The 24,785-nt window shown below is 67.6% G+C and carries 17 protein-coding genes and 1 tRNA gene; 5 read left to right on the top strand and 13 right to left on the bottom strand.

The annotated features are described in order from the left end of the window. Window positions 1-20: 20 nt before the first annotated feature. The 3 genes from OOB33_RS09135 to OOB33_RS09125 are packed head-to-tail and all read right to left on the bottom strand — an operon-like array spanning window position 21 to window position 3,602. A complete protein-coding gene (locus OOB33_RS09135; RefSeq protein WP_271008441.1) occupies window positions 21-659 on the bottom strand; it encodes a lytic transglycosylase domain-containing protein in 639 nt (212 codons plus the stop codon). Window positions 660-693: 34 nt separating this feature from the next. Beyond that, on the bottom strand, window positions 694-1,824 hold the full coding sequence (locus OOB33_RS09130; protein ID WP_271008440.1) for a DUF418 domain-containing protein: 1,131 nt from the start codon (window positions 1,822-1,824) through the stop codon (window positions 694-696). A 35-nt stretch (window positions 1,825-1,859) separates the two neighbouring features. Beyond that, the gene (locus OOB33_RS09125; RefSeq protein WP_271008439.1) at window positions 1,860-3,602 is read right to left on the bottom strand and encodes a proline--tRNA ligase; all 1,743 of its coding nucleotides are present in this window, start codon (window positions 3,600-3,602) and stop codon (window positions 1,860-1,862) included. Between the two features lie 164 nt (window positions 3,603-3,766). On the opposite strand from OOB33_RS09125, the gene OOB33_RS09120 reads away from it, so the two are divergent. Next, complete coding sequence (locus OOB33_RS09120) at window positions 3,767-4,435, top strand: RNA pyrophosphohydrolase (RefSeq protein ID WP_102767901.1); 669 nt, start codon at window positions 3,767-3,769, stop codon at window positions 4,433-4,435. Between the two features lie 125 nt (window positions 4,436-4,560). Here the strand turns inward: OOB33_RS09120 and proB are convergent, their stop codons facing one another. The 4 genes from proB to rplU form a co-directional block, all read right to left on the bottom strand. Next, a complete protein-coding gene (gene proB, locus OOB33_RS09115; protein WP_102767902.1) occupies window positions 4,561-5,679 on the bottom strand; it encodes a glutamate 5-kinase in 1,119 nt (372 codons plus the stop codon). Next, window positions 5,676-6,770, bottom strand: coding sequence for a GTPase ObgE (gene obgE, locus OOB33_RS09110; protein ID WP_102767903.1), 1,095 nt, complete (start codon window positions 6,768-6,770; stop codon window positions 5,676-5,678). The genes proB and obgE overlap by 4 nt, the downstream gene beginning before the upstream one ends. A 178-nt stretch (window positions 6,771-6,948) precedes the next feature. After that, a complete protein-coding gene (gene rpmA, locus OOB33_RS09105) occupies window positions 6,949-7,206 on the bottom strand; it encodes a 50S ribosomal protein L27 (RefSeq protein WP_102767904.1) in 258 nt (85 codons plus the stop codon). 49 nt (window positions 7,207-7,255) lie between these two features. Further along, window positions 7,256-7,567, bottom strand: coding sequence for a 50S ribosomal protein L21 (gene rplU, locus OOB33_RS09100; RefSeq protein ID WP_102767905.1), 312 nt, complete (start codon window positions 7,565-7,567; stop codon window positions 7,256-7,258). Window positions 7,568-7,944: 377 nt separating this feature from the next. On the opposite strand from rplU, the gene ispB reads away from it, so the two are divergent. Both ispB and OOB33_RS09090 read left to right on the top strand, forming a co-directional pair. Continuing rightward, a complete protein-coding gene (ispB, locus tag OOB33_RS09095) occupies window positions 7,945-8,874 on the top strand; it encodes an octaprenyl diphosphate synthase (RefSeq protein WP_271010032.1) in 930 nt (309 codons plus the stop codon). Window positions 8,875-8,927: 53 nt separating this feature from the next. Next, window positions 8,928-9,004, top strand: a tRNA-Pro gene (locus tag OOB33_RS09090). 192 nt (window positions 9,005-9,196) lie between these two features. Here OOB33_RS09090 and OOB33_RS09085 read toward each other — a convergent pair. Genes OOB33_RS09085 through recC form a run of 5 tightly spaced genes read right to left on the bottom strand, consistent with a single transcriptional unit; the run spans window position 9,197 to window position 22,458 of the window. Next, window positions 9,197-11,869 (bottom strand): AAA family ATPase, encoded by a 2,673-nt coding sequence (locus OOB33_RS09085; protein WP_271008438.1) that lies wholly within the window; start codon window positions 11,867-11,869, stop codon window positions 9,197-9,199. Further along, window positions 11,866-13,017, bottom strand: a complete 1,152-nt coding sequence (locus OOB33_RS09080) for a metallophosphoesterase family protein (protein WP_271008437.1) — start codon at window positions 13,015-13,017, stop codon at window positions 11,866-11,868. The genes OOB33_RS09085 and OOB33_RS09080 overlap by 4 nt, the downstream gene beginning before the upstream one ends. 35 nt (window positions 13,018-13,052) lie before the next feature. Next, window positions 13,053-15,026: an exodeoxyribonuclease V subunit alpha gene (gene recD / locus OOB33_RS09075; RefSeq protein WP_271008436.1), complete on the bottom strand. Its 1,974-nt coding sequence runs from the start codon at window positions 15,024-15,026 to the stop codon at window positions 13,053-13,055. A gap of 2 nt (window positions 15,027-15,028) precedes the next feature. Then, window positions 15,029-18,823 carry an exodeoxyribonuclease V subunit beta gene (gene recB / locus OOB33_RS09070; protein WP_271008435.1) on the bottom strand — a complete coding sequence of 1,265 codons (3,795 nt, stop codon included), beginning with the start codon at window positions 18,821-18,823 and terminating at the stop codon, window positions 15,029-15,031. Beyond that, window positions 18,820-22,458, bottom strand: a complete 3,639-nt coding sequence (recC, locus tag OOB33_RS09065) for an exodeoxyribonuclease V subunit gamma (RefSeq protein ID WP_271008434.1) — start codon at window positions 22,456-22,458, stop codon at window positions 18,820-18,822. Before recC ends, recB begins: the two co-directional genes overlap by 4 nt. A 154-nt stretch (window positions 22,459-22,612) precedes the next feature. On the opposite strand from recC, the gene OOB33_RS09060 reads away from it, so the two are divergent. Together OOB33_RS09060 and OOB33_RS09055 are read left to right on the top strand one after the other, a co-directional pair. Further along, complete coding sequence (locus OOB33_RS09060) at window positions 22,613-23,392, top strand: arylamine N-acetyltransferase family protein (RefSeq protein WP_271008433.1); 780 nt, start codon at window positions 22,613-22,615, stop codon at window positions 23,390-23,392. Further along, on the top strand, window positions 23,389-23,982 hold the full coding sequence (locus OOB33_RS09055) for an NADPH-dependent FMN reductase (protein WP_271008432.1): 594 nt from the start codon (window positions 23,389-23,391) through the stop codon (window positions 23,980-23,982). The genes OOB33_RS09060 and OOB33_RS09055 overlap by 4 nt, the downstream gene beginning before the upstream one ends. Window positions 23,983-23,984: 2 nt before the next feature. On the opposite strand, the gene OOB33_RS09050 is transcribed toward OOB33_RS09055, so the two are convergent. Further along, complete coding sequence (locus tag OOB33_RS09050) at window positions 23,985-24,650, bottom strand: MlaC/ttg2D family ABC transporter substrate-binding protein (protein ID WP_271008431.1); 666 nt, start codon at window positions 24,648-24,650, stop codon at window positions 23,985-23,987. Window positions 24,651-24,785 lie beyond the last annotated feature (135 nt).

Raw genomic sequence — 24,785 nt, 5'->3', positions numbered from 1 at the left:
AGCAGAGCGCCGTCAGCGGCTCAGACCTCACCCGGCATCAGCCACTGCTTGCGTGCGGCGAACACCGCGCGCGGATACTCGGGCCGGCCACGGCTACCGTTGTAGCGGCCCAAGGCGAGGTAGAGATCGCCCTGCTCCCGGTCGAGGTAGTGGCGCAGGATCACGCAGCCAAAACGCAGATTGGTTTGCATATGAAACAGCCGTGAGGCTTGCCCATCACCGATCAGCTTGGCCCAGAAAGGCATCACCTGCATATAGCCGCGCGCGCCGGCAATGCTGATCGCGTACTTGCGAAACCCGCTTTCCACCTGCACCAGGCCCAGCACCAGGCTGGGCTCCAGGCCGGCCCGTTTGGACTCGTACCAGAGCGTCTCCAGAAATTCGATGCGGATCTGCGCCTCGCTCTTGCGCTTCTTGAGCTTCTCGCTCATCGCGCCCAGCCAGCGCAGATAGGCCAGGCGTTCGTCGATCTGATCGAAACGCGGGCGCGGGGGGGCACTGTTGGCGACCGAAGCCGCCAGGGCCGTGCGCACGGCATCGGCCAAGGGCTCTTCCACCTGGGCGCCCGCCTGGGCCGAGCGAGGCAGGCACAGCAAGGCGGCGGCGGCCAGCAGCAGGCTGCGTCGGCCGGGCGCGAGCGGTGTGCCGGGGGAGTTCATGGCGTGCAAGTTCAAGGCAAGAAAGAAGTTGAAATCAAGCTGAGGCCAGCCAGGCTTCCAGAGGCAAGCGCCGGCGCGGCCCCAGGCGCCGGGCCAGCATGATCCAGCCCGCCCAGTACAGCAAGCTCGCCGCCACCAGCGCCAGCGTGCCCCAGGGCAGCGCCAAGCCCACGCCGCTGAAGCATGCCAGGCTCAGCAGCGAGCTGCCCAAATACAGGCTCAAGGTGTGGCGCCCAGCCGGTGCTAGCACGATCAGCCAGCGCTGGCCATGCAGCAGCAGCCAAGGCACCAGGCCAATCGGCATGAGCACAGCGACAAACAGGGACAGCAGGCCGTAGATCGCATCCAGCTGATGGTTCTGATCACACAAAGCCTGAGACCAAGCCCAGCCAAAAATCGCATTGAACAGCAAGCCGGGCAGGAGCCAACGCTCGGCCCAGCGCTTGAGCAAGGGGCGCCAGCGCGCATGGGTGAAGAGCTGCAGGCGGCCCGCCATCAGCCCTGCCAGCATCCAGGCCACGAACAAGGGCAGACCCTGCAGCACGAAACCCAGCTGCATCAGCAGGTAATGGCCCGCGTTGAGCGCCCACCAGTCTGCCCATGAGGCGGGCGCAGCCAGCGAGCGCGGGGCCTCGGGCGCAAACGAACTGTGGTCGAACACGAGCCAGAATAGGCTGGGCATCAGGAGCAGCGCCGCAACACCGGCCCACACCCAGATGCGCCGGCGCAGCTGGCGCAAGCGCATCGTGGGCCCACGCAGCATCAGCACGCCGCACAGGGCATAGGCCGTCAGGATGTCGCCGGAATACACGAGCAGGCCATGAGCCAGGCCGATCCACAAGAGCCGGCGCATGCGCCGGCTGCGATGCCCATCCGGCTCCGCGCACGAAGCAGCATGCCGACCCCGCTCACGAAAGGAAACTGCCTGGCTGTAACCGAACAGAAAGCTCAGCAGGGCCAGCCCCTTGCCGGCCAGCAAGGTAGCCACCAACGCCAGCACGGCCTGAGCGACCAGGGAGTCTGCCGGCTTCGGTGCCGCCAGGGGGCCACCGTCCGGCAGCGCCGCATAACCGATCCAGTTGACGGCAATCACCGGCAGCAGGGCCAGCGCCCGCAAGCCATCGAGGGGCGCGTGGCGCTGCGGCACCTGAATGCCCGTCGGCACGCCCGGAGGCGGCGCGGCAGGCAGCGCCGCGAGGGTCACGCCGTCTTGGGCGTGAGCAAGTCCAGCACCTCGGCCAGGCTCAGCTTGCGGGCCTCGGCGTCACGGCGGCCCTGGTACTCGACCAGGCCTTCCTTGAGACCGCGGTCCGAGATCACCACGCGGTGCGGCACGCCGACCAGCTCCCAATCGGCGAACATGGCACCCGGGCGCTCGCCGCGGTCGTCCAGCAGCACGTCCACGCCCAGGGCCAGCAGGTCCTCGTGCAGCTTGTGAGCGGCGGCCTTGACCTCTTCGCTGCGGTCCATGCCGATGGGGCAGACCACCACGCGGAAGGGAGCGATGGACTCGGGCCAGATGATGCCGCGATCGTCATGGTTCTGCTCGATGGCAGCACCAAGGATGCGGGTCACACCGATGCCGTAGCAGCCCATCACCATCAGCTGCGGCTTGCCGTTTTCGTCCAGGTAGGTGGCCTTCATATCGGCCGAGTACTTGGTGCCGAGCAGGAAGACATGGCCGACCTCAATGCCGCGCTGGATGGCGAGCACGCCCTGGCCGTCCGGCGAGGGGTCACCGGCCACCACATTGCGGATGTCGGCCACCAGGTCCGGCTCGGGCAAATCACGACCCCAGTTGGCGCCGGTGTAGTGGAAATCGGCCTCGTTGGCACCGCAGACGAAATCGCTCATCAGCGCGACCGTGCGATCAGCCACCACCTTGACCGGCTTGAGCAGCTGGATCGGGCCCAGATAGCCCGGTTTGCTGCCGAAATGGGCCTCGATCTCGCTGACGGTGGCGAAGCGGAAACCGGCCTTCAGGCCCGGCAGCTTGCCGACCTTGACCTCGTTCATCTCATGATCGCCGCGCAGCAGCAGCAGCCAGACGGTGGTCTTGACGACCTCGCCGTGCTCATTCAGCTCGTCAGCCGCCAGCACGATGGACTTGACCGTTTGCGTCAGCGGCAGGCCCAGCAGAGCAGCCACGTCTTCGCAGGTGCTCTTGCCCGGGGTCGCTGTCTTGCTCAAGGCCTGGCTGGCGGCGGCGCGCTCGGCCAGCAGCGGCAGGGCTTCGGCCAGCTCGATATTGGCGGCGTACTCGCTGCTCGGGCAGTAGACGATGGCGTCTTCGCCGGTGTCGGCGATGACCTGGAACTCATGCGAGGCCTCGCCGCCGATGGCGCCGGTGTCGGCCGCCACGGCACGGAACTGCAGGCCGAAGCGCTCGAAGATGCGCTGGTAGGCCGCGTACATGTTCTGGTAGCTGACGGTGGCAGTGGCCACATCACGGTCGAAGGAGTAGGCGTCCTTCATGGTGAACTCACGGCCGCGCATGATGCCGAAGCGCGGGCGGCGCTCGTCGCGGAACTTGGTCTGGATGTGGAAGAAGTTCTTGGGCAGCTGCTTGTAGCTGCGCAGTTCCTGGCGGGCGATGTCGGTCATCACCTCTTCGGACGTCGGCTGGATGATGAAGTCGCGGCCGTGGCGGTCTTTCACGCGCATCAGCTCAGGGCCCATCTTGTCGAAGCGGCCGGTTTCCTGCCAGAGCTCGGCCGGCTGCACCACCGGCATCAGCAGTTCCACCGCGCCGGCGCGCACCATTTCCTCGCGGATGATGGCCTCGACCTTGCGGATCACCCGCAAGCCCATGGGCATGTAGTTGTAAATGCCGGCGCCCAGACGCTTGATCATGCCGGCGCGCATCATCAGCTTGTGGCTGACAACCTCGGCGTCGGCCGGTGCTTCCTTGAGGGTGGAGACGAAAAACTGACTGGCTTTCATGGCGGCGGCGGGGCTGGGCCACAAGGGCCAAACCGGATTCAAAAGTGGATGGAAACGCGCGCGGACCGCGCGGGTCGACTCGCAGCTGGCTTGCGGGTTAGACAGTGATGCCAAGGCGGCACCGCAATGCAATAATCAAACCAACTATAGATTCGAGGTTGATTATGCTCGACCGTGAAGGGTTCCGCCCCAACGTCGGCATCATCCTGCTCAACCACAGGAATGAAGTGTTCTGGGGCAAGCGCATTCGCACCCATTCCTGGCAGTTCCCGCAAGGGGGCATCAATTATGGCGAAACGCCTGAGCAGGCGATGTACCGTGAGCTCCACGAGGAAGTGGGGCTCGTTCCCGAGCATGTGCGCATCATTGCGCGCACACGCGACTGGCTGCGCTATGAGGTGCCCGATCACTTCATCCGGCGCGATGCGCGCGGGCACTACCGCGGTCAGAAACAAATCTGGTTCCTGCTGCAGCTGCTCGGCCGCGATTCCGACATGAATCTGCGTGCCACCAACCACCCGGAGTTCGACGCCTGGCGCTGGAACGAATACTGGGTGCCGCTGGATGCCGTGATCGAGTTCAAGCGCGGGGTTTACGAGAACGCACTGACCGAACTGGCCCGCTACCTGCCGCGCATCAACCACCACAACCGCTACCTGCGCTCGGGCATGCGCCCGCAGCATGGCCGCCAGGAAGGCCCGACGGGCGAGGGTCATGCCGAGGAGCGCCCCGGCGGCGCGGACTCGCGCACGCGCGCGGCGCCCACCTCGGCTTCGCCGGCCGGCCCCCACCCTTCTGCGGACACGCAAGGCCAGGAAGCCCAGCCGGACTGAGCCCACGGCGCCCGGTCGCTCGCAAGATCGAGCGGCGCCATGCAAACGCTAGCCTAAAAAAAGCCTGCCCGACCATTCGGTCGCCGCAGGCTTTTCTTTTGAAGCGTCAACTCGACGCAGTCGAATCAGCGAAGCACCAGGTTGTCGCGATGGATCAGCTCCGGCTCGGCCGCGTAGCCGAGCACACGGCCGATCTCGGCCGAGGGCTTGCGGGCGATCAGGCGGGCTTCGGCGCTGGAGTAGTTGCTCAGGCCGCGCGCCAGTTCGCGCCCTTCCGGGTCGCGCACGGCGATGACATCGCCGCGATGGAACTCACCCTGCACCTCCATCACGCCGATGGGCAGCAGGCTCTTGCCTTCGGCCTGCAGCTTGAGAACGGCACCAGCATCCACCGAGACCGCGCCGCGCAGCTGCAGGTGATCCACCATCCACTGCTTGCGCGCCGTCAGCTTGGGCAGGCTGGCCAGCAAAGCCGTGCCGATGGCCTCGCCGGCGGCCAGGCGCAGCAAGACATCGGGCTCGCGGCCCCAGGCGATCACGGTGTTGGCACCACTGCCGGCCGCACGTTTGGCGGCCAGGATCTTGGTGATCATGCCGCCGCGACCCAGCGACGAACCGGCACCGCCGGCCATCTGCTCCAACTCGGGCGTGCCCGCCACCGCCTCGGCAATGAACTGCGCATTCGGGTCGCGCCGCGGATCGGCCGAGTACAAGCCCTTCTGGTCGGTCAGGATGACCAGGGCATCCGCCTCGATCAAATTGGCCACCAGCGCACCGAGGGTGTCGTTGTCGCCGAACTTGATTTCGTCGTTGACGACGGTGTCGTTCTCGTTGATGACCGGCAGCACGCGGTGCTGCAGCAAAGTCAGCAAGGTCGAACGGGCATTGAGATAACGCTCGCGGTCGGCCAGGTCGGCATGCGTCAACAGGACCTGGGCGCTGCCCATGCCATGCTCGCGCAGCTTGCTCTCGTACATCTGGGCCAAGCCCATCTGGCCGACAGCTGCTGCGGCCTGCAGCTCATGCAGCTCTTTGGGTCGCGTGCTCCAACCCAGGCGCTTCATGCCTTCGGCAATGGCGCCGCTGGACACCATCACCACCTCGCGGCCCTCGGCCGCCAGGGCAGCCAGCTGCCGGCACCAGTTGCCGATGGCCTCGGCATCGACGCCGCGGCCTTCGTTGGTCACCAGACTAGAGCCAACTTTGACGACGATGCGGCGCGCGCCCGCAAGCGCGCGGCTCATGCCTTTTGTTCCGCGGCTTCGTCCAGCTCCGCGGCCGGCTTGCCGTCGGGGAAGCGCGGGTCGGCTTCGACATGGACCTTGTGCGCCGTGGCCACATGGTCGTAGATCGCATGGATCAGCGGCTGGCAGCCCTCGCGCGTCAGGGCCGAAATCTCGAAGACCGGGCCCTTCCACTTGTAGCGCTTGATGAAATCCTTGACGCGCTTGGCGCGCTCGTCCTCGGGCACCATGTCCAGCTTGTTCAGCACCAACCAGCGCGGCTTGTCGTGCAGTTCCTGGTCGTACTTCTTTAGTTCGTTGACGATGGCCTTGGCCTCCGCCACCGGATCGACCGCGGGGTCGAACGGAGCCAGATCCACCACATGCAGCAGCAGACGCGTGCGCTGCAAGTGACGCAGGAATTGATGACCCAGGCCGGCGCCCTCGGCCGCACCTTCGATCAGACCGGGAATGTCGGCGACCACGAAACTCTTTTCCGGGCCGACGCGCACCACGCCCAGATTCGGGTGCAAGGTGGTGAAGGGATAGTCGGCAATCTTGGGGCGCGCGTTCGAGACGGCCGTGATCAGCGTCGACTTGCCGGCATTGGGCTGACCGAGCAGACCCACATCAGCCAGCACACGCAACTCCAGCTTGACCTTCTTGGCCTCGCCGGGCCAACCAGGCGTCTTCTGACGCGGGGCGCGGTTGGTGCTGGTCTTGAAATGCAGATTGCCGAAGCCACCGTCGCCACCCTTGGCCAGCAAGATCTTTTCACCGGGCTCGAGTAGCTCGGCAATGACGGTGTCGGTTTCCAGATCGCGCACGATGGTGCCGACCGGCATGCGCAGGATCACGTCCTCGGACGCAGCACCGTAGCAATCGGAGCCACGGCCGGCTTCACCATTGCGCGCCTCGTGGCGGCGTGCGTAGCGGTAATCAATCAGGGTGTTGAGGTTGCTGTCTGCCACGGCATAGATGCTGCCGCCGCGCCCACCATCACCACCGTCCGGGCCGCCGAAAGGAATGAACTTTTCGCGGCGGAAACTCGCACAGCCGGCGCCACCATTGCCGGCCACGATATCGATGGTGGCTTCGTCTATGAACTTCATAAGCTTGTCGCTTGCTCCGTGCCTTTTGAGGCGATGGTAAGGCAATGCGGGTGAAAACCCTGCATCGCAATTGCAGCCTCAAAAAGCAAAAGCCCCGGCAAGCCGGGGCTTTGGGCAACGGGTGGCCGGCTGCTGCCCTCCACCCGCGCTGTGCTTCGATGTGCTCGTTCGGAAACGATCAGACCGGAGTCACGAACACCGTCTGACGGCTGTTCTCACCCTTGATGGCGAACGACACTTGGCCGTCGACCAGCGCGAACAGCGTGTGGTCCTTGCCGATACCGACATTGGTGCCGGGATGGAACTTGGTACCGCGCTGACGCACGATGATGGAACCTGCAGAGATGGTCTGGCCGCCGAAGGCCTTCACACCGAGCATCTTGGGTTTGGAGTCGCGGCCGTTCCGTGTGGAACCGCCGCCCTTTTTCTGTGCCATGGATTAGCTCCTTGAACTGTTGGCGAAGAAGTTAGCGTTTGACCGCTGCTCAGCCGTTCACCGCGCTGATTTGCAGCTCGGTGTAAGTCTGGCGATGGCCTTGGCTCTTCTTGTAATGCTTACGACGACGCAGCTTGAAGATGCGCACTTTGTCGTGCTTACCGTGGGCCACAACCGTGGCAGTGATGCTAGCGCCAGCAACCAAGGGAGTGCCAACCTTCAGTTCAGCGCCGTTGCCGACAGCCAAAATTTGGTCGATCACAATCTCTTGGCCAACATCCGCAGCAATCTGTTCTACTTTGATCTTTTCGCCAGCCGCAACTTTGTATTGCTTGCCGCCGGTTTTTATGACCGCGTACATATCAGCCCTTTCAATTGAACCACCTGCGCTTGTTGCGCACCCCTTGCGGATTTCGGCAGGCCTCCAGAAGACGCCTACCTCTCACGCAACAGCACAGGCCTAAGCTCTGCAGCAAGAACTGCGCAGAGCCCGCGAGTGTAGCACGGGGCAGCGTAGATCACAAGCGCCAAGCTCCCAGCGTTTCCTTGGCGATACCTCTGACCTGCCTTCCATCGCTCCAGCGCAGCAAGACTTGCACCGCAAAGCGAAAGGGCGCCAGCGCTGTTCCTATAATCGCAGCTTCGCCAAATTGAGAGCCGAGAGTGCACGCTGCGCCTGCTTCGTCCCCCTCCCCCAAGCCCGTGCTGAGCGAGGCCCTTGCCACGCTGAACGCCGAGATGCTCGAAGTCGACGCCGTCATCGGCCGCCGGCTTGGCTCTGACGTCGCGCTGATCAACCAGATCGCGGGCTATATCGTTCACGCCGGCGGCAAACGCATCCGCCCCAAGCTGGTGCTCTTGTTCGCCAATGCCCTGGGCTACGACAAGCCGGAGCGTTTCGAGCTGGCCGCCGTGATCGAGTTCATCCACACCGCCACGCTGCTGCATGACGACGTGGTCGATGAATCCTCGCTGCGCCGTGGCAAACAGACCGCCAACGCCCTGTTCGGCAACGCTGCCAGCGTGCTGGTGGGGGACTTCCTCTACTCGCGCGCCTTCCAGATGATGGTGTCGGTGAACCGCATGCGCGTGCTGGAAGTGCTGGCCGAGGCGACCAATGTGATCGCCGAAGGCGAAGTGCTGCAGCTGATGAACATGCACGACCCGGACATCACGGTCGACAGCTATCTGCGCGTGATCCGCTACAAGACCGCCAAGCTGTTTGAAGCCAGCGCCCGCCTCGGCGCCGTGCTGGCCGATGCCTCGCCCGAAGTCGAAGAAGCCTGCGCCGGCTACGGCCGCGCCCTGGGTACCGCTTTCCAGCTGATCGACGATGTGCTGGACTACGAAGGCGACAGCCAGGCCCTGGGCAAGAACGTCGGCGACGACCTGCGCGAAGGCAAGACCACCCTGCCCTTGCTGATCGCGATGGAACGCGGCACGCCCGAGCAGCGCGCGCTCATCCGCCATGCCATCGAGCATGGCGAGCTGGAGCGCCTGAGCGAGATCGTGGAAATTGTCCGCACAACCGGTGCGTTAGACGCCACCCGCGAGGCCGCTCGTGCCGAAGCCAAACTGGCCCGCGATTGCCTGAATTTGCTGCCTGCTAGCAAATGGCAAGAATCTCTGCTAGAATTTGCGGCTCAGTCGGTTGAGCGGTCTTTTTAAACCTCGTTTGAATAGCACCCGCGCAGAGCGGCAGAACAAGTCAAAAGACAAATCGGGGTGTAGCTTAGCCTGGTAGAGCGCTACGTTCGGGACGTAGAGGCCGGAGGTTCGAATCCTCTCACCCCGACCAGTTGATTCTTGTTCATGTCGCTTTGACGACGTCCATCGGATTCCTCGCAATCCACGGCCACTGGCCCACACATCCGACGCTGCATTCGCAGCGTTTTTTGTTTCCAGATCCCTTTTTTGTTTGCCTGCCTGCGCGTGCAACCGCGCGCAGTGCCCGTGCGTGCACAAGACTGCACGCGCGGGCCGCTGGCGATCAACGCAAGCTGCGCTGGGCGACGCCAAGATCGCGCCAGTCCTCGGGGTGGCAGGTGAAGAGCAGCAGCTGGTGGCGCTGCGCGGCGTCGAAGATCACGCGCTTCATTTGCGCCAGGCGCTGCGCATCGCTGTGCACCAAGGCGTCGTCGAGGATGAGCAGGGTCGGCCGGCCGGCTTCTCGCAAGAGGTCGGCATAGGCAAAACGGCTGATCAGCCCGAGCTGCTCACGGGCGCCGAAGCTCAGTGCTTCGAAATCGCCGCTCTCCACGCCGCGCTGGAGCAAGCCCGGCGTCAAGGCCTCGTCCACATCGAGCCGGGCATCCGGGAACAGCAGTTGCACATAACGCTGCAAATGCTGCTGCAGCGGCGCTTGCAGGCGGGCCAGGCTGGCCTGGCGTTTGCCGTCGAGCTTGCGGCAGAGCAGATCGAGTGCAGCAGCGCGCAGCCGCAGCTCATGCCAGCGGCGCTGGGCGCGTGCCAGATCCCCGGCGCTTTGCTCGCGCTGCTCGTCCAAGCCCTGCGCGCCCGCCTGCTGCAGGCTCTGCTCGATCAGCTGGATCTGCACCGCAAGCTCCTGATGGGCCTGCTGCATTTGTTGAACGCTGCGCTGCAGGCGCGCGATGTCTTGCTGGACGATGTCCGGCCGCGCGCGGTCCAGGCTGGCTTGCAAAGTTTCGATGCGGGCAGCCACGGCCGCCAACTCAGCCTCCCCGGCCAGCCACTGCCGCTGATGCTCGCGCTGCCGCTCCAATCGACCGGGCTCGGCCAACTGAGCTCGGGCCAGCTCCAGCTCGCGCTGCGCTTGCAGCTGCTGGGCCTCCATCGCGCTGTGCTGTTGTTCCAGGCGGCCGAGCTGCTGGCGGGCCGCTTCTTCCACGCGCTGGGTCGCATCGAGCGCAGATTCAGCCTCAGCCACACTGAGCGCAGTGGCCGCTTCACCGGCGGCCTGCTGCGCCAGCGCATCGTGCAAGGCCAAGAGCCGGGCCTGCAGATCGGCCTGCTCCTGCTGCAGCCGCGCCAGGCCCTGGGGCGCGCTCAAGGCCAGAGCCTGCTCGACCAGCTTGAGCTGGGCCAAGGCTTCCTGCTGGGCAGCAAACCGACTCTCCGCCTCGGCCAGGTCCTGCACGCCCAAACGCTCCATCGCTGCGGCATGTTCCGCTCGCGCCTCGCTCCAGCGAGCCTCCAGGCCGTCCAGATCCTGGCCGCCTGGCGTGATGCGCAAGCGCCCCAGACCCGGCAGATCGAGCACCCCAGGCGCAGCCAGCAAGACCTGACCCTGGCCCGCGAGTGATTCCGCCTCGGCCTGCCCCTCCTGGCGCAAACGCAGCTGCTGGCCCGCATCCAGCTTGAACTCCAGCCGGGTGGCCAAAGCCTGGCGCTGCAAGCTCAGCTCGAGCAGACGCTGATCCAGCTTGCGCAAGGTATCCAGGTCAGCCTTGGTGAGCGGCCGCTGCTGCGCCTGCGGCGCACGCAGCGCAGCCACGCGCTGCTGGGCCGCCTCGGCATGTTGCAAGGCCTCGGTCATGCGGGCTTGCTGATGCTGCGCGGCCTCCAGCTGCTGTCGGGTCTGGCGCGCGGCTTCGGCCTGGCGGGACTGTTGCAACTGGGCCTGGGCCTGGCGCACCTGGGCGCTGCTGTGCTTGAACTGATCGCGCGCCGGGGCCAGGCCAGCCTGCGCGCGCTGCAGCTGTTCGCTGGCCTGCGCCAAGGCCTGCTCGCGCTGTGTGGCAGCACGCTCCTGTTCGGCAAAAGCCTGCAGCTGGCGCTGCAGCAGTTGCTGCTGATTCTGCAACTGGTTCATGCGCTGGCGGGCCTCGCCCAGCTGCTGTTCGCTCTGCTGCAGGGCCGTTTGCGCCTGCTGGGCTTGAAGCAACTGCTGCTGCAGCTGCTCCCAAGGCCGCTCTTGCTCATCGCGCTGGTGCTGGCTGCGCAGCTGGGCCAAGCGGTCCACATCCTCGCGGTAACGGGCGATCTGCAGGTCCAGATCCTGCAGCGATTGTTGCAAAGCCTGCACCCGCTGGGCGGCCTGCTCCAGCTCGGCGCGAGGCTTGCCGGTGGCCGTGAGCAGCTCGCCGCGCTGGGCGCGCAGCTCGATCAGCAGCGCATCGCCGCCGCTGGCCGCCACCTGGGCGGCCACGCCCTGCCCCAAGCGCTCGGCCTGGCTTTGCAGGGCGCCGTGCAAGTGTTCGCGGGCATGCTGGGCCGCCTCGCGCAGTTCCTGGCCCGTGCCCTGCTCCACCCAGAGCAGGCCCGGTATGCCCCAATGCTCGATCTTGCTGGCGCCGCGGCTGGCAAAGCCGTAGCCGAAAAGCTGGGCCAGATGGTCTTCGGCCTCCGCGCCCTCCAGGCTGCGCGCATCGATGCGCAAGTCGCAGCGCGGCCGTTTGCCGAAGCTCTTGGCCAGACGGTACTGGTGGCCGTCAAAAGCAAAGTCCAGCTCCACGCTGGGCGCGGCACTGCTGTCGCCCCAGGGCAGCAGATCGCCCACGGCCGATGAGCGGTGCCGCTCAAAAAAAGCGGCACGGATGGCGCGCACCAGGCTGCTCTTGCCCGCCTCGTTCGGGCCGCAAAAAATATTGAGGCCGGGCTGCAGGTTCGCCAGCTCGAATCCTTGCCGGAACTGCCGCAGCTGCTCGACGCGCAGGCGGCTCAGTTGCAGAGGCGCGCTCATGCCGACAGCTCCGCGCGGCGTTGAGCCAGAGTGGCAGTCAGCAAGGCCAGGGCCTCGCGGGCGATCTCGGCCTCGCCTGGCTCCTCCGAGCTCGGTGCCGGTCCGGCCGCTCCCAGTTCGCGCAGCTCCGCAATCACCTCGGCCAGATAGCCATCGGCCTGCAGGGCGGCGATGTCCTCGTCGGTTGGCGCCAGACTCAGGGCCGAGGCCTCCACGCTCAGGTGGCGCAGGCGCCCGCGCAAGACGGCCAGTGCGGCGTTCAAGCGCTGATGCAGGTCCAGCGCCAGCTGGCCTTCGAGCTGCAAGCTCAGCACGGTGTGGGCCGGCAGGCCTTGCAGGCGCTGCAGCAAGCCGTCCAGATCGCTGGCCACGCGCAGGCTGGCGGACAACTCCAGCCAATCGAACTGCGCCGTGCGCAGCGCCTGGACGCGCGGCTCCGCACCGGGCGCGTCGATCTCCACCAGCAGGGCCTGGCCCGAGTCATTGGCCTTGAATCGATCCGGCTCGGGCGTGCCGCTGTACCAGCAGCGAGCCTCGATGCGCTTGCCGCCATGCCAGTCGCCCAGGGCCAGGTAGTCCAGGCGCGCACGCGCTGCGCGGTCCGGCGCGATCGGGTTGGTCGCGTCGACCATGGACTCGGCCAGGATGCCTTGCACGCTGCCATGGGCCAGGCCCAGGCGCAGCCAGCCCGCCGGTGTTTCGGCCGCGTCGAACCAGGCCGTGCTGTCCCCGTAAGTGTGGCGTTGGCTCAGCGGTGCCGGCAGGATGGCCGTGCGGCAGGCTTCCAGCAGCAAGGGCTCGGGCCGTAGGGCCAGATGCACATGGGCCGGCACCGCGCCCAGGCGCCGGGCACGCGTCCACACGCTTTCAGCCAGGGCCGCATCGTGGTTGCCCGAGATCAGCACCCAAGGCCCGCTGAAGCCCGCCATGGCATTGAACATGCGGCGTATCGTGCGCTCCGACACCGTCTGCGCATCGAACACATCGCCGGCCACCAGCACCGCATCGACCTCGTTCGTGCAGGCCAAAGCAGCCAGGCGCTCCACGGCAGTGAGGCGCGCCTCGGCCAGGGGCAAGGCATCCTCGGGATCGAAGCTGCTGAACAAGCGGCCGATCTGCCAATCGGCGGTGTGCAGGAATCTGGGCATGGGCTGCAGGCGTGAAAAATTTCAGTGCGGAAGACTCAAACAGCCAGCAAGTCCAGCAGGCCACTGGCCCGCCGGGTGCGCTGGCGCAAGGCCTGGTGGAAGGTCTGGGCCTGGGGGCTGACCAGGGTGAAGAACTTTCGGGCGCGGGTGATGCCGGTGTAGACCAGCTCGCGGCTCAGATGGCTGCCGCCTTGCTCGGGCAGCACCAGCACCGTGTGCTCGAACTCCGAGCCCTGGGATTTGTGCACTGTCATCGCAAACGCCGTCTCCACATCGTTGAGCCGGCTCACGCCCACCGAGCGCAGCTGCGGGCCGTCGAGGAAGTAGGCGCGCAGGGGAATCAGGCCCTGGGCATCGAGCAGCTTGTGCGGCTTGAGCGCGATGCCGATGTCGCCGTTGAACACACCGACGCTGGGGTCGTTGCGCGTGACCATGAGGGGCCGGCCCTCGTACCACTCGCCGCGCCGGCTGAGCAGGCCCGCCTCGGCCAGGGCCCGCTCCACCGCCAGATTGATCCCCTCGGTGCCCCAGGTGCCAGCGCGCACGGCGCAAAGCAGACGAAAGCGCTCGAACTCGCCCAGCACCCGCCGCGCCCAGTCCTCAAAGGCCAGCAGGCCGGCTTCCGCCGGCGGGCGCTGGCGCAAGACCTGCAAATACGAGGCATAACCCCCCGGCGCACCGGGCCGCCCCTGCAGGGCCAGGCGCAAGACATCAGACGGCTCGGGCTCGGGCAGCTGCAGCAAAGCCTGATCTTCTGCTTGCGCCATCAAGCCTTGAGCCGCCGCCACATCGCCGCGGTTGACCGCCAGGGCAAGCTGGCCGATCGGCCCACCAAAACGCCGGCTTTCGCGCAGCATCACCGTGGCCTGGGCCAGGGCTTGAGGTTGCTCGGCCTGCAAGTACTCGGCCGGCAAGACCTGACCCGTGGCCGCCTGCGCAAAAGCCGCGGTGGCCGCGCTGTAGCCGCCACGCTCGGCCTCGCGGCAGAGATCCCCCAGCACCGCGCCGGCCTCCACCGAGGCGAGCTGGTCCTTGTCGCCCAAGAGGATCAAGCGCGCACCGGGCGGCAGGGCTTCCAGCAAGGCCGCCATCATTTCCAGATGGACCATGGACGCCTCGTCCACGATCAGCACATCCAGCTCCAGCGGATGGGCCGCATCGGCGCGGAAGGCGCGCGTGTCCGGCCGCGCGCCCAGCAAGGCATGCAAGGTGCGCGCCGGGCCGATGTGCGAGGCCAGCTCGCGCAGATCAAAGTCCGGCGCCAGCGCCTCGGCCAGGCCTTGCAGCGCCGACTCGATGGACTGCTTGAGCCGCGCCGCCGCCTTGCCCGTGGGCGCGGCCAGGGCCACGCGCAGGGTCCGCCGCTGCGGGTGCACCGCAAACAGCAGAGCGAGCAGGCGCGCGGCCGTGTAGGTCTTGCCCGTGCCCGGGCCGCCGGTAATGACGGCCAGGCGGCTGCGCAAGGCCACGGCGCAGGCCAGCTGCTGCCAGTCCAGGCCCGCGGCCGGTGTGGGGAACAAACGGCCCAGCCAGGCGCGCAACGCCGCCGTGTCGAGCCGCTCGGTCGCCGATACGCGCGCCAGCACCTGGCTGGCCACACGCTGCTCGTACTGCCAGTAACGGCGCAGATAAAGGCGCTGGCCTTGCAGCACCAGCGGGCTGTGGCTGTCGGGCGCGCCGGGCTGCCAGACCAGGGGGCTGGCCACCAAACGCTGCGTCCACTCGACCGGGGTTCTCGGGAGATCCAGCTCAGCCAGCCGCTGCGCCGGCTCGGCCCCCCAGCCCAGCAGATCGGGCGCGTCCTCGCAGAGCTGCGCCAGGGGCAGGCAGGCATGACCGCGCCCCTCCAGATGGCTGAGCAAGGCCACGGCCAGCAGCACGGCCGCATCGGCCTGCGGGTCCAGCTCGTGCATGAAGCCAGCCAGGGCCGCGTCCAGGCGGCGCAACCACTTGTGCTGCACCCAGGCTTTCAACTCCTGCTGCAGCGCGGAGGGCGTGATCGGGTCCATGGTCATACCTCTTCTTCTTTTTCTTCTTCCTGGTGCTGCGTGTCGATCAAGGCCTCCAGCCCCTCCAACAGCGCCAGCGGCGGCCGCACCCACAGGCAGCCGGCCTCGGGCCCGTCCATGCCGCGCATGAAGAGGTAGAGCGCGCCGCCCAGGTGCTGGGCCGGCTCGTAATGCTCGCCCAGGCGCTGGCGCAGCAGGCGGTGCAGGGCCAGCAGGTAGAGGGCGGCCTGCACGTCATAACGGTGTTCGGCCATGGCGGCCTCGAGGGCCTCATGGTCGTAATCGGCATCGCGCTCACCCAGGGCATTGGACTTGTAGTCCAGCACCCAGAAACGCCCGCCCTGCTCGAACACCAGGTCGGCAAAGCCCATCATCAAGCCCTGCAGCGCCCGCTCGGGCAGGGCCGGGCGCGGACGGCCGCCGAGCAGATGCTGCCGGCAGAGCGCGTCGATGGACTGCGAGCTCAGCCCGCTGCTGGGGAACCAGAACTCCATTTCCGGCAGCAGCGCGTCCAGGCGCGCCAGCGAAGCGCCCTCGCTCAGCGGCGGCAGCGGCGTTTGCAGCAGGAGGCTCAGCCAGCTCAAGACCTCATCCGACCAGTTGCCCCAACCCTGGCGCTCGCAGCGCGCTCGCAGCTGGGCTTGCAGGGCCGGAGACTCGGCCAGGGCAAAGCCCTCACCGGCCAACCACTCCAGTTGGTCGTGCAAGAAGTTGCCAGCAAAGGCGCCGCGCGGGAAGCGGTGCCAGGCGGGCAGCACGCTGACGCTGCTTGAGGTTTGGGTTTCAGCGGGCGCCTGCGCCGCCAGGGCCGCAGCCTCGGGGTCGGCCAGGCGGTCTTCGTCGTCGCGCGCGGCAGCGTCGCTGATCAGGCGGCCGGCATCCAGGGCCGGCGCTTTGGCGCTGCTCAGCGCGCGCACCAGGGCCGAGAAGCTGCTGACCGTCCAGCGGCGCTCGAACTGGGCCTCGTACACCTCGGCTTCGCGCAACGGCGGCGCCGACTCGCGCGCTTGCAAGGCGCTGCAGGGCCAGTCCGGGCGGTAGATCAGGCGGTTCAAGTGAATGCCCGCCGGGTCGCCTGCGGCCAGATCCTCGGCCGAGGTCCAGAGCTCGTGCGGCGTCTGCGGCGTGCCGCCACCAAGCACATAGCCCAGGGCACTGCGGTGCACCTGGCAGTCTTCGCTCTGCCCCACCTTCAGGGCCGAGACGCCCAGCCACAGGGCATGGCGGGCGCGAGTCAAGGCCACATAGAACAGGCGCAGGTCCTCGCGCTGACGCTCCAGATCGGCGGCGGCGATCTGCTCCGCGTCAGGCTCCAGATGCAGCTGCTGCTCCAGCTTGACGTAGCGCGCGCGGCGCTTGTCCATGGCGCGGAAGCTGGCGGCAAAGGGCAGGAAGACCAGCGGGTACTCCAGGCCCTTGGATTTGTGCACCGTCACCACCTTGACCAGATCGGCATCGCTCTCCAGGCGCACGATCTGCTCCTCGCCGCCGGTGCTGCCGGGCTCGGCGATCTGGGCCGCCAGCCAGCGGATCAGGGCCTGCTCGCCGTCCAGCTGGCTGCTGGCCGACTGCAAGAGCTCGGCCAGGTGCAGCACATTGGTCAAGCGGCGCTCACCGCTGACCTGCAGCGTCAGGCCTGCGGCCAGCCAGCGGCTGGGCAGCTGCAAGCGGTGCAGGGTCTGGCGCAACATGCTCAAGACGCCTTGCTGCTGCCAGACGCTGTGCAAGGCCTTGAGCTGCTCGCTGCGCAGATCAAAGGCTTCGTCGTCGCGGGCCAGTTCCGCCAGCTCGGCCAGGCTCAGGCCCAGGGTGGGGCTGGCCAGGGCGGCGCGCACCAGGCGAGCATCGAGCGGCGAGGCCACGGCGCGCAGCCAGGCCAGCAGGTCGCGGGCCTCATCGCTGGCGAAGACCGAATCCTTGTCCGACAGGTAGACCGAGGCCAGGCCACGGCGCCGCATGGCCTCGCGCACGGCCGTGGCCTCGCGGGCATTGCGCACCAGCACGGCGATGTCGGCCGGACGCAGGCGCTGGAAGCTGCCCTGGGTTTCATTCAAGAAACCGGCTTTCTCATCGTTGAGCAGGCCGACGATGGTCTCGGCGCACACCTCACCAAAGCGCTGCTGGCTGGCGCGCCCGTCTTGCAAATCGAGATCCAGCCACAGCTGCAGTGCGGGCACGGCACCGCGGCTGCAGACGAACACCTCGCCCCGCCCGCGGGCTGCCACCGGCTGGAAGGGCAAGGGGCTGGCCTGCCCCGCGCTGCCCAGCAAGAAGGCGCCGGCGTCAAAGGTCTCAGCGCGCGCGAACACGGTGTTGACGGCCTGAACCAGGGCTTGCGTCGAGCGGTGGTTGGTGCCCAGCAGGTAGTGGCGCCCTTCAGTCTGGCGGCGCACGTACAGATAACTGTAGATATCGGCGCCACGGAAACCGTAGATCGATTGCTTGGGGTCACCGATCAGCAAGAGCGTGCTGTCGCGCGCGTTGTCGGCGATGCGGTAGAGCCGATCGAAGATGCGGGTCTGCAGCGGCGAGGTGTCCTGGAACTCATCAATCAAGGCCACCGGGTACTGGGCCCGCATGCGCTCGCGCAGGCGGCGCGCGTGCTCGCCATGCCGCGCTTCATCGAGGGCCTCGTCCAGGCGCTGCAGCATGTCGGCAAAACCGAAGCTGCCGTCCTGGCGCTTGAGCTCGGCCAGGCGCTCGCGGATGTGCAGGGCCGCATGCAAGCGCAGCGGCGCGCTGGCCGAGGGCAAGGCGGCCAGGCCGGCGAGCAGCGCTTCGAAGGCGGCGAACTCGGGCGGCCAGTCGGGCTCGGCAGCATCGGGCTTGAGTGCTTCTTTCATGCCGCGAAGCGGCAAGCGCTTGAGGGCCGAATCGCTGAGTTCCAGCGCCTCCTGCTCCGGGTCGAGCGCCCAAGCGGCCAGGGTTTTCAGCCAGGCGGTGTAATGCCGCGTCGCCAGCTTGCGCTTGTCAAACGCGCATTGCTTGGGCGCCAGCTGCGCATCGATCCACAGCCGCATGGCCTCGGCGCGCTCGGCCCAGCCCGCTTTCAACAAGGCCAAGGCTTCGCGCCGCCGGGCCTGCAGCGCCTCGATCAGCGCGCCCAACGAGCCCGGCAGTTCCTGCTCAAAGCCCGCGCCCTCGCTCGCCTGGTCCAGCTCCTGAGCCATCAAGGCTTGGGCATCGGCACCCAGCGCGGCCACGCCGGGCCAGACCTCGAACACGGCATCGAGCTGTTCGCCGGCCAGCGGATAGACCTGTTGGCGCCAGTAGTCCTGGGTGGCGCCGTCCAGCAGCAGGCGCTCGTTGGCCACCAGCTCTTCGTCGAACAGGCAGCCGCTGTCGAAGGCATGCTCGCGCAGCATGCGCTGGCACCAGGCGTCGATGGTGTGCACGGCCGCTTCGTCCATGCCCTCGGCCGCGGCGGCCAGGCGCCAGGCGGCAGCGCGGCGGCCGGGGCCTTCGGGGTAGTCCTCGAGCAGGGCTTGCAGCAGCCCGTCGGGGGCGGCCAACTCGCCGCGGAACACGCGCGCCGCTTCCAGCAAGCGCGCGCGGATGCGGTCGGACAGCTCGCGCGTGGCCGCGCGGGTGAAGGTCATCACCAGAATTTCGGCCGGCTGCAGCGGCCGCTCAAACGCCGCCTCCTCGCCGCCATGGCCCAGCACCAGGCGCAGGTAGAGGGCCGCAATCGTCCAGGTCTTGCCGGTGCCGGCGCTGGCCTCGATCAGGCGGCTGCCCCAGAGCGGGAAGCTCAGGGGGTCGAGGGGAATGCCCGGGGTGTTCTCGCTGGCGCTCATGGCTGGGCCTCCAGGTTCGACACATCGCCCTGCACGGCGTCATGCAGCTGCATCACCACGCCTTGCTCGGCCCAGGCGCGCAGCGGGCCGAAGAGGCGCTGGGCCAGATCGGCAAAGCGGCCGTCGGCGCTGAGCGCGGCATAGCTCGGGTAGACGCGGGTGAGGCTCATCTCCTCGCCCTCGCCCGGCATGGCCTGGCGCCCCGCCGTGGCAAAGCCGCCGCCTTCGAAGACCTCGGCCGGCTTGCCTTTTTCGGCATCGAGAAAAGCCAGCGCGGTCTTGGGCGCCAGCGGCAGCGGCTCTTGCATGCCTTGCTGCCACAGCGCGATCAGGTCGGCCAGCAGGGGCTGCGCCTCCTCCTGGTCCAGCGGCTGCAGCTGCAGCCAGGCATCACGCCCGACCAGCACGCCGGGCACGGTGTCGAAACCGCAGCTGCTGGCCGCCAGCATGCGCACCCAGGGGGCGATCAGGCGCTCCATGCGCAGCGCCGGCGGCTTGCCTTTGGCGGCGGCCTTGCCACACAGGCGGCTGGGCAACAGCTGCAGCCAGACACGCTCGGCAAACAGGCCTTCGCCGGCCTGCTGCAGCCCGTCGAGCCAATCGTCCAGCGGGCCCAAGCGCAGCGGGGCCTTGGGCGCGGCATCGGGGTAGTCGGCCTGCAGGCGCAGCCAGCGGTCGAGCATGGGCAAGAGTTCCTCGGCCAGGCGTTGCTCCTCACGCCGGCCCAGCTCGGCCATGGGCAGGCGGCCGGCGCGCTGCAGGCGGGCGGCCTGCAGGCGGATCAGCGCGGCCAGATCACCCTGATTGAGTGGCGGCGCAGCGCTTTGCAGGCGCTGCTCCTGGGCATTGAGCACCTGGTCCAGCAGACCGGCCAGCAGGCTGTGGTCCTGCAAGCCATCGAGCGCAAAGGCCTCGGCGTCCTCGCCGGCCTCGTCTTCCGCGTCCTCGAAGTGAACATTGAGCCGGCGGCGGAAGAACTCGCGCACCGGGTTGCGCAGAAAGGCGACCAGGGTGGCGAGCTTGAGCGGCGCTTGCTCCTCCTCGGCCGCTGCGCCCATGCCCACGGGCTCGCCGCTCACCGGCTCGGCTTGCAGATGCGCATCGCGCCACTCGCGGGCATGCGTGAAGCGGCGCGGATCGGCCGGCTGCTCGAAATAGCGGCGGCTGAAGGGCTGCAGCGGGTGCTCGGTGCTGAGCGCCTCGGGCAAGCCCTGACCCCAGCCGGCGGCCAGATAGTCGAGCAGCTGCGAGACCAGCACCGAGGGCGGCTGCTCGCTGTTGTCGCGCGCGCTGCGGCCGCTCCAGCTGATGTAGAGCTGGCGCCGCGCCGAGAGCAAGGCCTCCAGCAGCAGCTGGCGGTCGTCCAGCCGGCGCGAACGGTCACCCGGGCGCAGCTGGCCGGGCAGGCCCATCAAATCGAAATCGCTGCGCGTGCTGCGGCGCGGGTAGTCGCCATCGTTCATGCCGAGCAGGCAGACCACCTCGAAGGGCACGGCGCGCATGGGCATCAAGGTGCAGAAGGTGACGCCACCGGCGCGGAAGCGCTTGTTCAGGCCCGGCTCGTCCACCCCGTCCAGCCAGGCTTCGCGGGCCACGGCCAAGTCCACCGGCTGCTCCACAAAACCAGCCGCCTCGCAGGCCTCCAGCCAGGCCGAGAGGCCGGCGTTCAGCGCCGCCAGGCTCAGGCGTTCGCGCTCGTCGCTGGCATCGAAGAAAGTCTCCAGCAAGGCCCGGCCGCGTGCTGCCCATTCGGCCGGCGTGGCCAGGCTGGCGCTCTGCGCCTGCCAGTCCAGCAAGGCGCCGAGCAGATCGGCGAGCGAACCGGCCAGATGTGCCTCCAGCCCGCCGATCTCGCCGTAGGGCTCGATGCCCTGGAAGGCCTCGCCCTGGCCGCTGGCAAAGCCCAGCAGCATGCGGCGCAGGCCGAAGGCCCAGCTGTTCTGCTCGCCACAGGCCGCCAGGCCCAGGCTGGCACGCTGCTCGGCGTTCAGGCCCCAGCGGATGCCGGCGCCGCTGATCCACTGCGCCAGGCGCGGCAGATCGGCCGGCTCCAGACCGAAGCGCAGGGCCAGGCCCGGCACATCGAGCAGATCACGCAGCTCGCTGGCGGTGCAGCGCGCCTGCGGCAGGCGCAGCAGCCACTCCAGCGCCACCATCAGCGGGTTGTTGCCGCGCTCGCTCAAGTCGGCAATGTCGAAAGGAATGTGGCGCGCATCGCTGCGCGCGTACTGGCCGAAGACGGACCGGATGGCCGGCGCAAAGCCTTCAACATCGGGCAGCATGACGACGATGTCGCGCGGCTGCAGCTTTGGCAGGCCCGGCGGTGGCGGCGCGGCCAGCAGGCTCAAGAGCTGGTCGTGCAGGATCTCGACCTCGCGCTGGGCGCCATGGGCGATGTGGAAGACGATGGAGCGGTCTTGCAGCAAGGCTGGCTCGGGTGCGCTGCGGCCGTAGCCGGCATGCTCGGCCAGGGGCACCAGGTCACGGATGCGGGCCTGCACCTGCTGCAGCAGGCTGCCGCCCTCGCCTTCAGCGGCAGCTTCATCGAAGAGGTCGATCTTGGCCGCGGGAAAGCGGGCCTGGGTCTGCGCCGCATCATCAAAGGCATCGAGCGCGCGCACGAAGTCGCGGCCCTGGCGGCCCCAGGCGGCCAGCAAGGGGTGGGCGTGGGCATGCATCTCCTCCAGCGGCAGCTCGGCCAGATCGCGGCCCTGGCGCAGGGGCTGGCGGCGGCGCTGCTCGCGCAGCTGTTGGCGCAGCAGCTCGCGGCCGTCGATGATGTCGGCCCAGTGGTAGCGGCAGGGGTTGGGAAGGGCCAGGATGACCTGGCAATGGCGGGCCAGCGCGGCCAGGGCTTGCAGGGTCTGCTGCGGCACATGGGTCATGCCGAACAGCACCAGGCGGCGTGGCAGGCCACGCGGCGGCTGGCCCTCGTCTTGCAGCGCCTGCATGAAGCGCTGGTGCAGCACCGGCCGCGTGCCGGCCCGCTCGGCCGCCGAGAGCGGCTGCAGCAAGGCGCGCCAGAGCCAGGCCTGCCAGCGTTGATCGGGCGCCAGCGGCGGGGCCTGGCGCAGGTCCAGCTGTTCACCGGCCGGGGCCAGCTGGGCGGGCAGCACATCGTGGCCGAGGCCCCAAGCGTCCAACCAGTCGCTGCGGTAGATCTGGTACTGGTCGTACAGGTCAGCCAGGCGCTGGGCCAGCTGCAAGCGGCGGTCCAGGCCACCGCGCTGCAGAAAATCGGCCAGGGGCGCATAAACCTCGGCCGCTTGCGGGTCGGATGCCGCTGATTCCATCAGTTCGGGCAACAAGCGCATCAGGCGCCAGGTCAGCGGCAGCTTGTCCAGCGGCGACTGCGGCGGCACCGTCTCGCGGCCCAGCAGCTGGCGGTAGCTGCGCCACATGAAGCGGGCGGGCAGCTCCACCCGAGTGGCGGCGCAGATGCCGCGTTGGCTGGCCAGCTGCATCTTCAGCCACTCGGCCACGCCATTGCTCTGCACCAGCAGCACTTCTTCTTCCAGCGGGCGCAAGGGGCTGCGGCGCAGCCACTCGAACACCGCATCGCCCAGCAGCTCGGCGCGGTTGCCGTGCAGGACCAGCAGGCCGGGGGTGATGTCGGTGGATGGGAGTGCGCTCATGGAAGGGATGGGGTCTTGTTCTGGCCGAAGGTCGGCGTTCCTCGCGCCGGGCCAAATTCAAGCACAGAACTGGGTCGGCTCTGGAAAAGAGTCCGCCATGCCCAGCGGCCATGACCTTGGGCGAGGGCGCCGCACTTGCGCACAATGGTGTCCCATGAGCATGAACGTTGACGCCTATCTGCAGCGCTTGGCCTACTGCGGCGACCGCCAGCCCGATCTCGCCACCCTGGCCGCCTTGCAATGGGCCCATCTGCGCCAGATCCCGTTTGAGAACCTCAGCATCCATCGGGGCGAAGCCATCGTCCTCGAAGAGACCGCCTTGTTCCGCAAGATCGTCGAGCAGCGCCGCGGTGGCTTTTGCTACGAGCTGAACGGCTTGTTCGCGGCGCTGCTGCGTGAGCTGGGCTACCGGGTCAGCTTGCTCTCAGCGCAGGTGGCAGGAGCCGACAGCACGTTTGGGCCGGAGTTCGACCACCTCTGCCTCGCCGTGCACCTGGAAGACGGCGCCTACCTGGTCGATGTCGGTTTCGGCGATTGCTTCCTGCAGCCGCTGCCGCTTGAACCCGAAGCAGCACCGAGCCGGCAGGGCCGCCATGTCTACCGCATTCAGGCGCTGGGCGGCGTTCGCACACTGCAGCAACTCCCCGCTGAGCACGAGGCCTGCGCGAGCTGGAGCGACGAATACCGCTTCAACTTGCAGGCACGAGACTTGAGTGATTTCGAGCCCATGTGCCGCTTCCACCAAAGCTCGCCCGACTCGCACTTCACGCGCAAGCGCATCTGCTCGCGGGCCACCGACGATGGCGGCCGCATCAGCCTCAGCGATCTGCGCCTGATCTTCACCTCGGCCGAAGGCCTCAAGACCGAAAGCCTGCAGCCTTCGGAAGCGGCCTGTCAACAGGCCTTGCTCGACCATTTCGGAATCCAAGCATGAGTGACACGCAACAAGCCAAACATCAACCGCGCGGCAAGATCGTCGGCCTAGGCGGCAGCCTGCGAGCCGCCTCTCTGTCGGCAGCGGCCCTGCGCGCCGGCATGGCCATGGCGGCTGAACTGGGGCTGGATTGTGAAACCCTCGATGTGCGCGAGCTGCAGCTGCCCATGTACCGGCCCGACTGGGCGCTGGCGGACTACCCGGCCGAACACCAGGCTTCGCTGCAGCGCCTGGTCGCGGCATTCCGCAGCGCCGACGCCATGCTCTGGACCTGCCCGGCCTACCACGGCGCCATGAGCGGGGTTTTCAAGAACGCGCTGGACTTCATGCAGCTGCTGGCCCGCGACCCGCGGCCCTATCTGCAAGGCTGTGCGGTCGGCCTGGTGAGCCTGTCCGACAGCTCACCCCTGGGCGGCATGGCCCATTGCGTGCAGGAGCTGCGTGCCTGGCTGGCGCCGACACGCCTGACCCTGGACGACGGCGACTTTGATGACGCGCTGGCGCTGCGCGATGAAGCGGCACAGCGCCGGCTGCGGCGCCTGGTGGGCGAGCTGGCCGGCTTTGTGGCCAGCCACCCCCTGACCCGCTGAGTTCAGGCCTTGGCCGGCAGGGGTTTCTTGTTCTTCTCGGCCAGCATCTTGATCAAGCCTTCGATGCCGTTGGCATTGACTTCCTGCGCAAAGGGATTGCGGTAGGTCTGCACCATGGAGGCGCCGAGCACATTGAAGTCCCAGATCTTCCAGACGCCGGCCTCCGATTTCTCGAGGCTGTAGTTCAGCTGCACCGGCTCGCCCTTGCCGACGATCTGGGTCTTGATCTCGACCTGGCCGCCTTCCGTGGCGCCAGGGCGCAGCGGCGCTTGGCGGATGGTTTGATCCTTGAACTGCGAGAGCGCACCAGCGTACACACGCAGCAGCAAGCCCTTGAACTCGGTCTTCAGGCGCTCGCGCTGCTCGGGCGTGGCCTGGTTCCAGTGACGACCCAGGGCGCTGCGCGTGGTCTTGTCGAAGTCCACGTGCGGCATGATTTTCTCGTCGACCAGCTTGACGATGCGCTGCAAGTCACCGGCCTGGATGGCCTTGTCGGCCTTGATGGCTTCCACCGTCTCCTGCGAGAGCTCACGGATCAAGGTGTCGGGCGCGCTGGCATCGGCGGCCAGGGACAGGCCTGGATTGATAGCCATAAGCGCCAGCAAGCCCGAGGCCAATGCGGCGCGGCCGCGGCGGGCCAGGGTGGAGGTGGATGAAAAGTGTTTCATGGCGAATCGTCTTCCTTTGTACTGCGATGCCAAGGCGGGTGCCTCGGCTGGGCCGCATCAGCGACGTCGTCGTCATTCGAGTTCACCCAAGTTCACCCGAGAGCTGGCGCGCGCCGATTCGGCGGACGGCCGATT

The organism is Paucibacter sp. B51, assembly GCF_027863535.1.
Taxonomy (GTDB): Bacteria; Pseudomonadota; Gammaproteobacteria; order Burkholderiales; family Burkholderiaceae_C; genus Paucibacter_A; species Paucibacter_A aquatilis.
The sequence above is the reverse complement of the archived record's forward strand: the minus strand, read 5'-3'. Positions and strand labels throughout refer to the sequence as shown.

Excerpts from the sequence above, each read along its gene's own strand:
- OOB33_RS09135 (WP_271008441.1), bottom strand. The coding sequence starts at position 659 with ATGAACTCCCCCGGCACACCGCTCGCGCCCGGCCGACGCAGCCTGCTG.
- OOB33_RS09125 (WP_271008439.1), bottom strand. The coding sequence starts at position 3,602 with ATGAAAGCCAGTCAGTTTTTCGTCTCCACCCTCAAGGAAGCACCGGCC.
- OOB33_RS09120 (WP_102767901.1), top strand. The coding sequence starts at position 3,767 with ATGCTCGACCGTGAAGGGTTCCGCCCCAACGTCGGCATCATCCTGCTC.
- proB (WP_102767902.1), bottom strand. The coding sequence starts at position 5,679 with ATGAGCCGCGCGCTTGCGGGCGCGCGCCGCATCGTCGTCAAAGTTGGC.
- obgE (WP_102767903.1), bottom strand. The coding sequence starts at position 6,770 with ATGAAGTTCATAGACGAAGCCACCATCGATATCGTGGCCGGCAATGGT.
- rpmA (WP_102767904.1), bottom strand. The coding sequence starts at position 7,206 with ATGGCACAGAAAAAGGGCGGCGGTTCCACACGGAACGGCCGCGACTCC.
- rplU (WP_102767905.1), bottom strand. The coding sequence starts at position 7,567 with ATGTACGCGGTCATAAAAACCGGCGGCAAGCAATACAAAGTTGCGGCT.
- ispB (WP_271010032.1), top strand. The coding sequence starts at position 7,945 with ATGCTCGAAGTCGACGCCGTCATCGGCCGCCGGCTTGGCTCTGACGTC.
- OOB33_RS09085 (WP_271008438.1), bottom strand. The coding sequence starts at position 11,869 with ATGAGCGCGCCTCTGCAACTGAGCCGCCTGCGCGTCGAGCAGCTGCGG.
- OOB33_RS09080 (WP_271008437.1), bottom strand. The coding sequence starts at position 13,017 with ATGCCCAGATTCCTGCACACCGCCGATTGGCAGATCGGCCGCTTGTTC.
- recD (WP_271008436.1), bottom strand. The coding sequence starts at position 15,026 with ATGGACCCGATCACGCCCTCCGCGCTGCAGCAGGAGTTGAAAGCCTGG.
- recB (WP_271008435.1), bottom strand. The coding sequence starts at position 18,823 with ATGAGCGCCAGCGAGAACACCCCGGGCATTCCCCTCGACCCCCTGAGC.
- recC (WP_271008434.1), bottom strand. The coding sequence starts at position 22,458 with ATGAGCGCACTCCCATCCACCGACATCACCCCCGGCCTGCTGGTCCTG.
- OOB33_RS09060 (WP_271008433.1), top strand. The coding sequence starts at position 22,613 with ATGAGCATGAACGTTGACGCCTATCTGCAGCGCTTGGCCTACTGCGGC.
- OOB33_RS09055 (WP_271008432.1), top strand. The coding sequence starts at position 23,389 with ATGAGTGACACGCAACAAGCCAAACATCAACCGCGCGGCAAGATCGTC.
- OOB33_RS09050 (WP_271008431.1), bottom strand. The coding sequence starts at position 24,650 with ATGAAACACTTTTCATCCACCTCCACCCTGGCCCGCCGCGGCCGCGCC.